At 46.5% G+C, this 14140-nt stretch carries 13 protein-coding genes; 1 reads left to right on the forward strand and 12 read right to left on the reverse strand.

Going from position 1 to position 14140, the window contains the following annotated elements; genetic code table 11:
* Nucleotides 1–19 precede the first annotated feature (19 nt).
* The 11 genes from allC to uraD all read right to left on the reverse strand — a co-directional run bounded on the left by allC (nt 20) and on the right by uraD (nt 11478).
* Nucleotides 20–1264 (reverse strand): allantoate deiminase, encoded by a 1245-nt coding sequence (allC, locus tag VP97_RS04910; protein ID WP_050180578.1) that lies wholly within the window; start codon nt 1262–1264, stop codon nt 20–22.
* Complete coding sequence (locus VP97_RS04915; protein ID WP_050180579.1) at nt 1261–2697, reverse strand: 8-oxoguanine deaminase; 1437 nt, start codon at nt 2695–2697, stop codon at nt 1261–1263. Before VP97_RS04915 ends, allC begins: the two co-directional genes overlap by 4 nt.
* An 80-nt stretch (nt 2698–2777) precedes the next feature.
* Nucleotides 2778–3803 (reverse strand): ABC transporter substrate-binding protein, encoded by a 1026-nt coding sequence (locus tag VP97_RS04920; RefSeq protein ID WP_050180580.1) that lies wholly within the window; start codon nt 3801–3803, stop codon nt 2778–2780.
* Between the two features lie 21 nt (nt 3804–3824).
* On the reverse strand, nt 3825–4685 hold the full coding sequence (locus VP97_RS04925; RefSeq protein WP_082220236.1) for an ABC transporter permease: 861 nt from the start codon (nt 4683–4685) through the stop codon (nt 3825–3827).
* Nucleotides 4686–5477, reverse strand: a complete 792-nt coding sequence (locus tag VP97_RS04930; RefSeq protein ID WP_050180581.1) for an ABC transporter ATP-binding protein — start codon at nt 5475–5477, stop codon at nt 4686–4688.
* Nucleotides 5478–5650: 173 nt separating this feature from the next.
* Complete coding sequence (locus VP97_RS04935; RefSeq protein WP_050180582.1) at nt 5651–6142, reverse strand: (2Fe-2S)-binding protein; 492 nt, start codon at nt 6140–6142, stop codon at nt 5651–5653.
* The gene (gene pucD / locus VP97_RS04940; RefSeq protein WP_050180583.1) at nt 6126–8360 is read right to left on the reverse strand and encodes a xanthine dehydrogenase subunit D; all 2235 of its coding nucleotides are present in this window, start codon (nt 8358–8360) and stop codon (nt 6126–6128) included. Before pucD ends, VP97_RS04935 begins: the two co-directional genes overlap by 17 nt.
* Before the next feature lie 21 nt (nt 8361–8381).
* On the reverse strand, nt 8382–9236 hold the full coding sequence (locus tag VP97_RS04945; protein ID WP_172656736.1) for an FAD binding domain-containing protein: 855 nt from the start codon (nt 9234–9236) through the stop codon (nt 8382–8384).
* Nucleotides 9154–9849 (reverse strand): NTP transferase domain-containing protein, encoded by a 696-nt coding sequence (locus tag VP97_RS04950; RefSeq protein ID WP_050180585.1) that lies wholly within the window; start codon nt 9847–9849, stop codon nt 9154–9156. Before VP97_RS04950 ends, VP97_RS04945 begins: the two co-directional genes overlap by 83 nt.
* Entirely contained in the window at nt 9846–10850 is a 1005-nt protein-coding gene (locus VP97_RS04955; RefSeq protein ID WP_050180586.1) for an XdhC family protein, read from the reverse strand. Before VP97_RS04955 ends, VP97_RS04950 begins: the two co-directional genes overlap by 4 nt.
* 103 nt (nt 10851–10953) lie before the next feature.
* Nucleotides 10954–11478 carry a 2-oxo-4-hydroxy-4-carboxy-5-ureidoimidazoline decarboxylase gene (uraD, locus tag VP97_RS04960; RefSeq protein ID WP_245629839.1) on the reverse strand — a complete coding sequence of 175 codons (525 nt, stop codon included), beginning with the start codon at nt 11476–11478 and terminating at the stop codon, nt 10954–10956.
* Nucleotides 11479–11666: 188 nt separating this feature from the next.
* Between uraD and VP97_RS04965 the strand changes: the two genes are divergently transcribed.
* On the forward strand, nt 11667–13286 hold the full coding sequence (locus VP97_RS04965) for a PucR family transcriptional regulator (protein WP_050180587.1): 1620 nt from the start codon (nt 11667–11669) through the stop codon (nt 13284–13286).
* Between the two features lie 421 nt (nt 13287–13707).
* On the opposite strand, the gene VP97_RS04970 is transcribed toward VP97_RS04965, so the two are convergent.
* Nucleotides 13708–14103, reverse strand: a complete 396-nt coding sequence (locus VP97_RS04970) for a hypothetical protein (protein WP_050180588.1) — start codon at nt 14101–14103, stop codon at nt 13708–13710.
* Between the last annotated feature and the right edge of the window lie 37 nt (nt 14104–14140).

Below are 14140 nucleotides of genomic sequence, written 5' to 3' on the forward strand. Positions count from 1 at the left end.
TCTTTGGCTCATCACTTGTTTATTCATAAGCAAGCTTGTAAAGCTCTTTCATGAGTAATACAACACCCTTTTCAAGATCTTCCGGCTCTGTCCATTCCTCCGGCGAATGACTGATACCATTTCGGCTCGGTACAAACAGAAGCATGGTCGGGCAGCAGTTGCCAAACACTTGCGAATCATGACCGGCTCCGCTGACCAGCGTTTCATAAGAAAGCCCTAACTGCCCGGCTCCTTCAGCCGCTGATTTTGCCATTGTCTGATCGAGCGCGACCGGTTCAACGTTCATCCACCGCTGCATAATTATGGTCATGCCAAGATGCCTGGCCCGTTCTTCAAATGCTTTTATTTTTTCTTCAAATTGATTTAACACGGCAGTATTGTAATGGCGCACATCAAGACTACATTCCGTTTCACCAGCAATTACATTTGATGTATTCGGCCTGACACTTACTTTTCCAACTGTAGCAACAAGCGATGAGTCCATTGCCTCTGCTTCATCTGATATAAATGAAATCCACTCAGCCATCAGCCGCATTGCATCCTTTCGCATGGTCATAGGCGTAGTGCCGGCGTGATTGCTTTCTCCTTTAAACTGAACCGTATACCGCCGTTGGCCGACAATATGGCTTACGATTCCGATTGATTTCTTTTTTCTTTCAAGAATAGGCCCTTGTTCAATATGCACTTCCACAAACGCTTTCGGCTTTTTCAGTTGGCTCGGCATCGATGTAGCGCCAAAGCTCGCTTTTTCCATCGCGTCTTTCAGGGAAATACCGTCTTGATCATAAATATGTTCTGCCTGATCCAGGTCATAAAGGCCCGTTATCCACCCTGAGCCCCAGAAGGTAAGAGGAAAACGACTCCCTTCTTCTTCAGCCAGCGAAACAACATCAATCGTCCGCTTTGGCGGCCCGTATTGTTCATATAAACGTTCAACAGCCAATAAGCTGGCCGCAATCCCATAGGCACCGTCAAATTTTCCTCCATTGATTACCGTATCGATGTGGGAGCCTGTTAAAATAACCGATTCCGGCTCTTCCACACCGACACGGCGGCCAAACAGATTGCCCACTTCATCAAATCGGACATCCAGCCCTTTTGCCTGCATCAGCCCTTTTAACGCGTGCTGCGCTTCAAGCCACGTGTCTGAGTACAAGAGTCTGGTTACACCGCCACCTTCGTTGCCTCCAAACACCGCCAGCCATTCTAGCATGTCGTTCGCTGTCTTAAAACCATAATCTGCTTCCTGCACTGGAATCGTCACATGAATGCCCCCTTCTTCTGCATGGTGTTTTTTACTCCTCTTTTACGGTAATTTATATTGGTATGCTTCATAGCCGTTTCGACCATTCGCAGGGCTGCCTGCTGTGCTCTGGCTGCCAGCTTCTGTTCATCAATACGAATAAGCCGCCCATTTTCCACGACTACTTTTCCTCCGACAATTGTCGTATCCACTTGAGGAGTTCCCGTTAAAACAGGCAGTGCCGCATCATCAAACAATGCACCAGCATACTCAAGACGATTGCTGTCAATCATAAATAAATCAGCCGCTTTCCCGACTTCAAGCGATCCGATAGCATCTTCCCAGCCCAATACTTTTGCGGAGCCGTTCGTCGCTACTGACAGGCATTCTTCTGCAGAGAGCGCATTTGTACCCTGCTGATGTTTATGAAGAAGGTTCATTACCTTTAATTCAAGAAGCATGTTCGATGCGTCATTTGATGCTGAACCATCTACACCGAGTCCGACATTTACGCCTTTCTTTTGCATATCGAGGATGGGAAAAGCACCGGAAGAAAGCTTCATGTTGCTGCTTGGACAGTGGGCAACCCCGCATCCACACGAACCCATGGTTTGCATTTCATGCTGATTAAACCAAATTCCATGCGCATACCAGACATCGCTGCCGACCCATCCTGTTTCTTCCATTAATTCTAGCGGCCGAAGTCCAAGCTTTTCGCGGCAAAACCTTTCTTCATCCTTTGTTTCGGCTAAATGGGTGTGCATACGCACTCCATAACTTCTTGCCAGATAAGCAGATTCTTTTAATAATGATTTGCTGACTGAAAATGGAGAGCATGGCGCGACTCCAACTCGAAGAAACGAAAACTTGCTTGAATCATGGTACGTTTCGATCACGCGCCTCGTGTCCTGCAAAATAATTTCTTCTGTCTGAACCACTTCATCCGGCGGCAGACCGCCCTGCGACCTGCCTAGACTCATAGATCCTCTTGTGGGAAAGAAACGAACGCCCAGGTCACGGGCTGCACGGATTTCTTCATCAATCAGCTCACCGCTTATGCCATCAGGAAAAACATAAAAATGATCTGCAACCGTTGTACAACCGCTTTTTAATAATTCACCTAAACCGGTCATCGCACTCAAATAAACATCTTCTGGTTTGATATGACGCCAAATATCATAAAGAGTAAGCAGCCAGTCAAACAATTCACAATCCTGCGTCCGCGGAATGTTTCGCGTGAAGGTTTGATACAAATGATGATGTGTATTGATCAAGCCCGGATAGACGATTTTGTCCTTTGCATCAATAACTGTATCTGCTGTTTCGAATGGAATAGAAGAACCGATTGCTTTAATTTCCTGTCCTTCTACATAAATACTTCCACCTGGATATTCGCGGCGCTTTTCATCCATTGAAATAATATTTCTGGCATTTTTAATTAGTAATGTACGCATGTAATCTCCTCATTCTTCATCATTGGAAAAGAAAGACCCCAGCATCCCAGGAGAAACTAAGGTCTTTTTTACTTTATTTTTTATTTATGTCCGGGTAAAAATTCGGTTGTAAAGATCTCACCTGTATCAAAATCCTCTTCAAGCAGTCCGATTTCAAGGAGCTGGTTTTTCAACGTATCCCAGCGCTCTTCAGTCATGTAGCCAATTCCATGCTCAGCGGCATCCTTGCCATAAATATAGTCATGCTGCGTTTCTGTCTCAAAGTTTAGTGCTTCAAGTTCAATATTTGGATTTTCACCAATAATCACTTCATTGATTTTGTCAGATGATTTCTCATATGACTCCCATCCTTTTATATAGGAATCAACAAACGTCTCAACGGTTTCTTTATTGCTTTCCAAATAATCTTTTGTAGTAAAGAGCACTACATTATAAGGGTCATAACCAGACTCTGAGACAAGCAGCGTTTCAACCGGTACATTTTCCTGCTCCATAAAAAACGGCTCAGAAGTAACAAATGCCTGGGTTACCGATGTTTTGTTGTCAATAAAATTCACATGCTGGCCATTGTAGCCCAATTCTGTTGCACCGCTTAAATCATATTTATTTTTTAAAAAGTCCCAGTAGGTAATGCCCGGCTGAACAAATACTTCCCGGCCATTTAAATCCTCGAAGTCTTGAATGTCTTCCCCCTTGTGATACATAAACGCCTGCGGACTTCCCTGCATGGTTGCGGCTACTGCTACAAGATCAATACCCTGATTCCGGGCAATCAGCATTTGGTCTGCGTGCGCCAGCCCGAACTGTGCATCACCTGCTGCAACAATTTGAACTGGTGATACTTGCGGTCCGCCCGGCTCTACTTCGACGTTCATTCCGTTTTCTTCAAACGTTCCTTCCTCAAGCGCGCTGTAAACGCCGCCATGCTGTGATTTCGGGAACCAGTTTAACACAAGCTTTACATCTTCCGTTTTTTCCTCAGTACCGGCCGATTCATTTTCATTTTCTGTTTGAGTTGCGCTCTCTGAACTACACGCTGAGAGCAGAAGCCCTGCTGCCATCACAGAAGCAAGAATCCCTCTCGATTTCCATTTCACATTCTCCATTTCTCTTCCTCCTGCATTCATTTATTTTTCTGATTTCATTGCTGATTCATGCCAGCTGCCGAGCAGCATTTTCGAGAACAAGCTGACGATCAAGTAAAAGCTGATGCCAAGAATGGCGGCTGCAATACCGCATGAAAACAAAAATGATGTTTTCACTTGAATAGCGGCCACTGTAATCGCATAGCCAAGACCGCCATTTCCGCCACCGATACCGGCTACGTACTCTCCAACAATGGCGCCGACAATTGATAACGTGCAGGAAATCTTTAATCCCGTCATGATATATGGCATGGCGGCCGGAATGCGCAGCTTCCACATGCGCTGCCACTTGGATGCGTTATAAAGTGTAAACAGCTCATCCATATTTTTATCAACTGAATTCAAGCCCATCAGCGTATTAGAAATAACAGGGAAAAATCCGATTAAAAAAGAAATGACAACGATAGAATTAAAGCCGGCTCCAAACCAGATCACAACAATCGGAGCAACTGCCACTACCGGGATCGTCTGTAAAATAATAGCGTACGGATAAATACTCCGCTCTAGTATTTTCGAGCTAGCAAGCAGCACCGACACCCCTATCCCAATAACTGCACTTAATAAAAAGCCAATGACCGATTCAAAGATGGTAATGCGGATCGCTTCCGACAGCAGGGTCCAATCTGCAATCGTGGCTTCCCAAACGTCTGTCGGCTTCGGTAAAATATAATGCGGCAACCCCAGCGCAAGCGGGATTGTCTGCCAGAGTGTAAGAAACAAAATAAACGCTATAATTGGTCCGAGGTACAGTTCTTTAAACGTTGAGGCAAACGGCCGCTTTCTCCTGGCGGCGGCAGTGAGTGCGTTTTGCTGCTTCGTCATCTCCATTTCAGGCATTGCCATTTAAACCGTCTCCTTTCGGGATTCATGAGATTCAAGGCTCGCTGAAGCGATTTCCACATATTTTGAAAAAGCGGGGTCTGTTCTCATGCTGAGTTCACGCGGATAAGGAAGATTCACATCAATGACCGATGAAAGCCTGCCTGGACGGGCGGACATTACCGCGATTTTAGAAGATAAAAAAACTGCCTCGTATACATTGTGAGTAACAAACAAAACCGTCATTTTTTCTCGCTTCCAGATATCGAGCAGTTCCATTTGAAGGGTCTGGCGGGTAATTTCATCAAGTGCCGCAAACGGTTCATCCATCAAAAGCAGCTTTGGCTTTGCTGCAAGTGCCCGCGCAATCGATACACGCATTCTCATACCACCTGACAGCTGGCGTGGATAGGAGGATAGATGATCTTTTAAGCCAACCATCTCAAGCACCCTTTTGGCTGTTTCTCTTTTTTCTTTTTTGCTGCCTCCGCGCAATTCAAGCGGCAGCAGCACATTATCAAGCACACTCCGCCAGGGAAGCAGGTTGGCATCCTGAAAAACAAACGCAATGTCATTCGTATACTTAATCAGTTCTTCTGGAGGTCTTCCAAAAACAGATACCTCACCTGATGTAGGAGAGCCGAGTCCAGCCACCATACGCAGCGCGGTAGACTTTCCACAGCCGGACGGCCCGAGAAAACTGACAAACTCCCCCTCTTTTACTGGAAAATCAAAATGATGAAGAGCGACCGTGCCTGTGTTATACACTTTACTAACATGCTGAAAATAAACAGCCTGCTTTTGTTCGATTGTCATGGTTTTCTCTCCTCCGGTCTATTATGTAACATCTACTAACATCATAATAAGAGAAAAAGGGAACCTCAATGTGCATTATCACTAAAATGTATAACCCTTGTTAGAAATAAGTGAAAAAAAGAGCGAAACCGTAGGCAGGCCGCGCTCTTTTGTGTTAGATTTTTTAACAATATTTATGAAGAACAAGCACGTTGAACAGACCGAATGATCCCTCCATACCCTGTACATCGGCAGAGGTTTCCTGAAAAAGCTTCCTGGATAGCCGCCTCACTCGGTTTCGGATTTGAATCAAGCAGACATTTCGCTGCCATGACCATTCCAGGTGTACAATAGCCGCATTGAAAGCCGCCTTCTTCAAGAAACGCTTCTTGAATAGGATGAATAGCGCTCTGATCCGAAAGTCCTTCAACCGTTTCTACCGAAATACCTTCAAGCTGATAAGCCAGTGTAAGGCAGGAAACAGCCAGCCTGCCATTCAGCAAAATGGAACAGGCCCCACAGCGTCCGATGCCGCACGAAATCTTCGTACCGGTTTGCCCAAGTTCATTTCGGATTAAATCAACAGCTCTCATCACAGGTGAAACGGTTAATTGAACAGGCTCTCCGTTTAATTGAAAAGATACCTGTATCATTTCAGTCTCTTCTCTTTTAGAATCTGTTTTCATGAAGTATCCCCCTTTCCATCGACTGCAGCACAGCTTCCGGCTTAACCGGCAGACAGCTGACTCGAAAGCCAATTGCATCGTAAATCGCATTCGCAACAGCAGGCGCCACGGCTACCGTTCCAATTTCACCCACCCCCCGCGGACCATAATGATCTTCTAATGGGAGCGTCTCAATGGCTTCAAGCTCCAGTTGAAACGGCACGTCTCCAATTCCCGGAATCAAATAAGAATCCAGGTTTTCCGTCGCATATTGCCCCTCCTTCATTACCACATCTTCCATTAACGTATAGCCAAGCGCCATCACACCGCCGCCTTCTATCTGCCCTCTGTAGCCCAGTTCATTTACAACAGGGCCCGCTGCCGTAGACTGATGCAGCTCCGTTACTTTTATTTTTCCGGTTAATAGATCAACCTCTACCTGCGCAACTACCCCGCTGTATGTGTACAGAAAGTGAGCTGAATCAATCGGATCCGGCGAAACAGGAAAATCAAACTGAGTAGAAACAACAATTGGCTCTTTGCCTGCAGCAAGAGATTCAAAGGAAAGCATACATCTGCCCTCTTTCCAAATCCCGCCAGGCCCAATCGACAGCTCTTCTTCTTCTATGCCCGTTCTCTGAGCGGCCCCCTGGAGCAGCTGCTTTATAAAAGGTCCTTTTAATCGCTGCAGCGAATGCCAGACCATGCTTGTGCCACGCGAAGCAGTGGTGGACCCGGATGAAGGAACAAAAGCCGTATCTCCAATAACAATCGAAAGGTCTTCTTTTTTGCATCCTAATGCTTCTGTTGTCACTGCTTCAATCACAGCAAGAATACCCTGACCGGCTTCTTCAAAGCCAAAAGCAATTTCAACTTTCCCGTTTTCCGTTAAGGAAAGACGCCCGCCAGCCGGGTCCATTCTTCCAAATCCAAGCCCGCCGCCATGCATCGTAACAGCAAGGCCCGTGCCCGTCCGCTTCCACGTACTTCTTTTTGGCATATGCTGCTTTTTAGCATGATACACCCGGGCAGCGGACTCCAGCACTTCTAAAGCGCCATTCGTCGGAGCAATCCGCTGTCCGAGCGGGCCAGGATCCTCCTTGCGGCGAATATTAAGCCGCCGCAGCTCCAGAGCGTCCATCCCAATCGCGGCAGCCAGCCGATCCATCTGCCCTTCAAGCGCGAAAGTAATCTGGTTGCCTCCAAATCCACGGAACTCTCCTGAAACACCATTGTTTGTAAAAACCGAGAGGCCCTTTGTATCTACAGCATCAATGATGTATGGACCACAGGCGTGCTCCACAGCAAAGTCTAAAATCGCCGGTCCCAATGTGGCGTAGGCACCTGTATCAGCTGTAATCGTTGTTTGATGAGCACGCAGCCGCCCCGTTTGATCAACGCCGGTTTTCATTGTTATTTTCATTGGATGCCGTTTGATGCTCGAACGCATCGATTCCTGCCTTGTCTGGTGGATTTTCACCGGCCTGCCGGTTGCAAGAGCAAGCAGAGCACCATACGGCTGAATATTCAACTCGTCTTTTCCACCAAACGAACCGCCCATCGGACTGGAAATGATCCGAATTTTTTCTTCCGGCATCCCTAAAATACGCGATAATTGAAATCGATCTTTGAAACCATGCTGCGTGCCGACATACACTGTCAAAGACCCATCTTTTTCAGGCACAATGACGCCGCCTTCTGTTTCCATATAAGCGTGAAGCTGACGCGGCACTTCATATGTTTCTTCTACGATTTTTGCGCATTGTGAGAAGGCTGCCTGGATATCACCTTTTTGGAAGCCGGCGCGGTGAAGAACATTGCCACCCGGATGAAGAAAAGGAGCTGATTTTGCCAGTGCTTTTTCCGGGCTGTCAAGCACAGGAAGCGGCTCATAGTGTACCTCAATCAGCTCAAGTGCCCGCGCGGCAATTTCTATCGAATCTGCCGCAACAGCCGCAAGCGCATCACCCACATACCGCACGACATCTTTACACAAAACCGGCTGATCCGGAGTAACAATGCCAAATCCGTTCAAAGCCGGAACATCTTCATGGGTAATAATTGCCCGTACACCCGGCAGCTTCCGGGCTTTCTCAGTGGAAAGGGAAAGAATGCGGGCATGGGGGTAGGCACTTCTTAACACTTTTGCCCAGAGCATCTCCGGAAATGTAAGATCCGTTAAATATTTTAAGCGGCCTGTTACTTTCTCCCTGCCGTCCGGGCGAATTTTTTTCTCCATAACCAGTCTCCTTTCCTGTTTTTAACGGTCAGATTGCAGCGCAGCCAGCAGCAGATTGGCTGCAACGGTACGCCGGTAATCCGCCGAAGCGAATACATCACCGATCAAAGCTGCTTCTTCTTTGATGCCTGCTGACAGCGATACGATTAAATCATCTGTCAGCTCTTTACCAATCAGCTCTCTTTCACACATCTTCAAGCGACGCGGTGTATTCACTCCGCCGCCCGCCACCATCCGGATTTCCTTGATTGTATGCCGGTCTGTCATCTCCCTGTACATCGCAACGGTGACAACAGATGGAACAAACGTTTCTCTTCGGCCGATTTTGCGAAAAAAGCAGCGTCCCTTCACAGGAGAAGCAACAGTAATATCTGTTAAAATGGCAGCTTTTGCTGGAGCTTCCTGTTTACTCAAATAATCATTTATCCATTCTGAACGGATACCATTTTCACAAAACCACGAAAGGCGTGCATCCAGAGCCAGCAAGACCGGAATCGCGTCACCGACCCCATAAAGAACATTTCCACCGATTGTCCCGCGGTTTCGCACAGCCGGGGAGGCAATCGCACCAATCGCCTCTGATAAAATCGGACACTTTCTCCTTACCAGCGGATGGGTCCGGCAGGATTCCAAATCCGTTAACGCTCCGATCCGGATTGATCCGTCGACCGTTTCTTCAATATCCGCCAGCTCCTGTATTCTTTCCAGGCTGATTAAATGAGGAGGAAAAGAAACGCCCTGCTCCCGCTGCATTTGCATAAGCGTTCCTCCTGCAATAAATCGCGACACTCCATCAAGCTCTTCCTTTAAGAAGCGGGCTTCCTCCAGACTCCCTGGCTGCCATACCGATGTCGGCACTGGTATTTGTGTATCCATCCCATCCCCTCCTGACCACTTGTTCATACTCCTGCATCGTATCAATATCAAAAAAAGGACGGGATTCTTTGTAATCAACCATCCGTCCCTGCCTCGCAAACGAAAGCTGCTTCAGCAAATTGCCCGCTCCCCGATCTCCCTTCAGCTGCTTCAGCACAGGAAAACAGCGGTTTGAAAAAAGAACAGGCGGGCGTGGTATTCCGTCCAAACGCGCTGCCACAAAAGGCACATTTATTTTTTTGTACGTATTGATGATCTGGTTAATCAATTCAACTCCGACAAAAGGCTGGTCCCCCAGCAGGACCATCACTCCCTGTGCATTCATTTGTTCCGCCGCCTTCAGGCCAAATGCCAGTGTATATGCTTGTCCATAGAACGCTTCATCACAGACAGCGTACGACCAGCCTTTTCTTTCAAACAACGACGGGGGAATCCACGCCGCCTGGCTATCTTTCCTTCCTATTACAATTGTATGATCAAGAGACGAGGAAAGCGCCGTTTCCAGCGAAGCGCCCCCAATCGTTGTGTGCCCAAGCGGCAGCGCCAGCTTATCTCCCCCCATCCGGCGGCTGCTCCCAGCAGCAAGAAGAACACCAACAATCCGTTCGTTCATAAACAAGCAGCTTCTCTCAGCTGGATGGAATGACTTATTTGAATAAGCTGAGCTACAATACTGATCGCAATTTCTTCAGCACCCTGCGCACCAATTGCTAAACCCGCCGGAGAAGCAATACTAGAAGGAATCGCATCAGACCCAAACAAACGGGCTGTTCTTTTTCGAGAACCAAGCACACCAAAGTATCGAAGTTCTTTTTCTTTTAACGCATACATTAACTCTCGATCACGCTTAAAATTATGAGTCATAACAACAACACAGTCTTCCCGCTTTAAAGCTAAAGAAGAAAGCACTTCATTCGGAAAACCAATCACACACTTCTCAGCATCCGGAAAATGTTCAGCGGAACAAAAAGCCGGGCGCCAATCAGAAACAGTAACCGAAAATCCAGCCGCCGCCGCAAACGAAACGAGCGGCCTCGCGTCTGGCCCCGCTCCGAACACAACAAGCCTGCGCTTCGGGCGAATTTTTTGTACATACACTTCACTATCGAGCGCTTTACTAAAAAACATGCCCCGCTCAATAACCCGGCAGTCTTCCGGTACCTCTCCTTCCCAGTGTCCGAATGCACGGCCTGAATCCGGAACAAAGAGATATCCGGGACAGACTCCGCGTTTTTTAATCATAAAAACAGATTGCCCGGAGCGCAGTATTTCTTTTAAATGCAATAAATGTGCTGTGTACTCCTCATCCAATCTTTCCGTCCATACATGAATGACCCCATTGCAGCCTGAGCCTTCTCCCCAGGACAGCTCATCTTCACCACGCATATCGTACATAAATTCCCCGTACGGATTCTCTGCCCTTTTCAGCCGTTCGTATAAATCTTCTTCCAGACACCCTGCACTAAGCAGGCCGACCCGTATGCCATTCGTCTTAAACAACATAGCTGCTCCTTCTTTTTTATATGCAGATCCCGTTACTTTAACAACTGCTGCCAGCGTTCCTCCAACAGCTGAAGCGTCAATAGCCTCAAGCAGTTCATGAATATCCTCCATATAGATCCCCCCCTATCATAAGGTTTTAAAAAAGGGCACTGATTCCGAAAATCATGGCCCTTCCCTTTATTTCTTCTATATAATACCTGCAAAAAGGAAGTCTTTACGGCAGTACCTGCGGCTTTGTCTCCTCCTGGATCACAATGTCCTGAAGACGAAATTGGGCTATCTTAAACACTTCCGTCAACGCTGTTTCAAATTCAGTTTCCTGATCATTTTCAAGCCGCCGCCTCATTTGATTGCAGATCTCTGCTTTTGTTTTTCCACGTACAGCCAGAATAAAAGGAAAAGCGAATTTTTCCGTGTATGCTTCATTTAAAAGAGAGAATTGGCCAAATTCCTGCTTCGAAAGCGAAGTCAGTCCAGCACCTCTCTGCTCTTTCAAAGATGCATCTGTCATTCTTATATCCGAGCCAAGATTCGGATGATTGCGAAGCAGGGCAAGCTGGTCGGAAAGGGCCGACTCCCTGACAATCGCTATCATCTTATCATGCAGTGACTGTACCGATTTAAAAGGACGGTTACGCACCGCCTGTTCTGCTACCCAGAGCGAATGTTCAAACACGCTGCCGAAGTGCTGAACAAACAACACCCGTTTCATTTCATTCACTTCTTTTAATGTCAGCACTCCACACCCCTCCCTTTCCTAACTCGTTTGTGTAATATTTTATTACTCAAATTCAGTTTACAAGGAAAAATATGACCTGTCACTGGTTGTAATCACTAAAATATCATATTTTTTTCTTGTTTTTCACAATTTATTAATATTTTATGTTATATAATATTACACAAGATCATTTAAAAGGAGGATTTTGATTGAAGTTAAACACGCTGCTAACTCATGCTCCCTTTCACACTGTTACGTTGACCGCGGGTGCCAGAGGCGCGGCCAATAACATTACCAATGTGACAATGATGGATGCGCCCGATATTCTTCCTTATCTAAAATCAAGCGATCTACTTGTCACAACAGGTTATCATGTAAAAGATGATCCGAATGGGCTGATCTGCTTAATCGAGCAAATGGCCCAGAAGAACTGCGCTGCTCTCTTCATTAAAACAAAACGATTTTTCGGCCAGCTTCCGAAAGAAGCAATCCAGCTCGCGGACCGGCTCGGGTTTCCGATTGTTGAAATCCCCGAGAATTGGTCACTTGGCGAAACAGTCAATCAAATGCTGAATATTATTTTGGATAAGCGAACAAGCGAGCTGCGGGGTGCGATCGAAACGCACAAGCTGTTTTCAAGTCACATTATAAACGGCAAAGGTTTAAACGCGCTTCTCGCCAATTTAACTGAACTTACTGGCCATCGTGCATTTTTATCAACTGCCTACTTCGCACCTATTGCCGGAGATCATTCGCTGGCAGAAGCTTTTTCTCCATTTAAAAAATGGGCATCTGAGCATGGCTCTTTTTTGCCGGCTGGTTCTGCTGCGTTTACGGTATTTAGCACTTTAGCTCCAAAAGAAGGTTACACATTATTTCCTGTTTATGCGCACGAAAAAAAAGCCGCTTTGCTTTTGCTTAAAGGCTTTGTTCATCCAACTGAACAGGTAAAGCTTCTTACGATCGAGCAAGCGCTGAATGTAATTTCATTTGAGCTTTTGAAGGAAGAAGCAGTGAAACAGTCCAACCGCCGCATTCGCAATGAATTTTTCGCTAACTTTTTAGATGATGCTTTTTCAAGCGAAGAAGAAACAGTCAGCCGCGCAAAGGAATTTGATTTGCCACTAAAGCAAAAATACGTCTGTGCGGTTGGCCGAATTGATGCCCCTGAAGAGGAATGGTCGTATTACACGAATCAGAGGGAACTGGATGAAGTATATTACTTTTTCGAAAAAGAGCTGAACACGATGGATATTCCCTGCCGACTTTTTACAAAAGGGGAGATGTTAATCATTCTGGCAAAAGTACCGGATCATATGAAAGATACCCATTTGTTTACGGCTTCTTTTTTAGAAAAGCTGCAAAGCAGGCTGACCCGCGAGCATAGGATCACCATCTCCTTTGGCGTAAGTCACTTGTGCTCCTCGCTCCTGTTTGTCCGACAAGGCTACAAGGAAGCACGCGACGCACTAAAAACCAATCGGCTGTCCAGCGGCCCTTCCTCTATCCACTTTCACCGGACAAAAGATGTGAACGAGCTGCTGCGCCTGCTTCCATCAAAAGATTTAACCCAGTTTTATAAGCATACCGTTCAGCAGCTTAAGCTAAGTAATTTAGAAGAAGAAAAGTCACTTCTTGATACCTTATTCGTTTACATGGAAAGCCACTGTCACATATCCGAAACGGCCAAGCGGCTCTTTGTCCATCGAAACACAGTCGTATACAGGCTTGAAAAATGCGAAGAGCTGCTTGGCATCTCATTAAAAGATCCAGATTTCTCTCTGCAGGTCCGCCTTGCTCTTCGCATTAAACATTTAATAAATGCATAGAAAAACAAAGAGATCAAGAGAAAATTCGTTTTTCACAAAGTGTATATGGTGTGTGTCTTTTTAACTTGCCCGAAAGCCTCCCCCTTTTGAAAAACAGAGAGGTTGACAGGGCTTTTCTGTTTTTTCCAGCAAAGAAGGGGAAACAGGTTGAGTTTCACTGGCTTCTGTTCCTCCCCACAAAGGCGGCAGGCGCGGGGCGTAGACTCCTAAGGGACTAGCGGGACAGGTAAGATCGGCTTTGCCGCGAAGTGGCGAAGATGAGCTCACCGCCTGCCCCTTGGAAAGCGGAGCCCCGCGAATGCCGCTTCTTCTATGCTTCGGCTAAGAGCAGCCACTACGCATGTAGATCTTGAGGATGATGTAGCCCGACAACATCAGATTTCAACAGAATGAGAAAAAGCCCGGGGCTGCCAGGCTTTTTCTACATATAGTAATAATAGCGCTCGTCGCTTTTATCTTCGTGAAAATCTGATTGAACGCCCAGCCGCCTAATCATAATCGCATTCAGCGCCAGCTTTAATTGATTGTCATCCAAATCATCCATTAAATGAAACGTTGTCTTCACTTTTGTCCCGTCGAGAAAGTGCCTCATCAGTACCGACAATGAATCATTGTTGTCCGGCCATGCTTCAGACCATAGATACTGGCCCTTTCCTGGATTTATATAGGCAGCGGCCTTTTTTGCGAGTTTTGAATCTCCTGTCAGTAAAAAAAGAATAGCAAGCTTCGCCCCATCTGCCTGCTGTATGGTAGGCATTGAAGCATACACTGCTCGAAAACAGTTCTTATGCTGTTCACTTAAAAACTGTACCTTCATTTCATGCCCTCCTCTTTATTACGCTTGCTTTTATTGA

The organism is Domibacillus robiginosus (assembly GCF_000966195.1).
In the GTDB taxonomy this organism is placed as follows: Bacteria; Bacillota; Bacilli; order Bacillales; family Domibacillaceae; genus Domibacillus; species Domibacillus robiginosus.

Excerpts from the sequence above, each read along its gene's own strand:
- VP97_RS04915 (WP_050180579.1), bottom strand. The coding sequence starts at position 2,697 with ATGCGTACATTACTAATTAAAAATGCCAGAAATATTATTTCAATGGAT.
- VP97_RS04920 (WP_050180580.1), bottom strand. The coding sequence starts at position 3,803 with ATGGAGAATGTGAAATGGAAATCGAGAGGGATTCTTGCTTCTGTGATG.
- VP97_RS04925 (WP_082220236.1), bottom strand. The coding sequence starts at position 4,685 with ATGGCAATGCCTGAAATGGAGATGACGAAGCAGCAAAACGCACTCACT.
- VP97_RS04930 (WP_050180581.1), bottom strand. The coding sequence starts at position 5,477 with ATGACAATCGAACAAAAGCAGGCTGTTTATTTTCAGCATGTTAGTAAA.
- VP97_RS04935 (WP_050180582.1), bottom strand. The coding sequence starts at position 6,142 with ATGAAAACAGATTCTAAAAGAGAAGAGACTGAAATGATACAGGTATCT.
- pucD (WP_050180583.1), bottom strand. The coding sequence starts at position 8,360 with ATGGAGAAAAAAATTCGCCCGGACGGCAGGGAGAAAGTAACAGGCCGC.
- VP97_RS04945 (WP_172656736.1), bottom strand. The coding sequence starts at position 9,236 with ATGGATACACAAATACCAGTGCCGACATCGGTATGGCAGCCAGGGAGT.
- VP97_RS04950 (WP_050180585.1), bottom strand. The coding sequence starts at position 9,849 with ATGAACGAACGGATTGTTGGTGTTCTTCTTGCTGCTGGGAGCAGCCGC.
- VP97_RS04955 (WP_050180586.1), bottom strand. The coding sequence starts at position 10,850 with ATGGAGGATATTCATGAACTGCTTGAGGCTATTGACGCTTCAGCTGTT.
- VP97_RS04970 (WP_050180588.1), bottom strand. The coding sequence starts at position 14,103 with ATGAAGGTACAGTTTTTAAGTGAACAGCATAAGAACTGTTTTCGAGCA.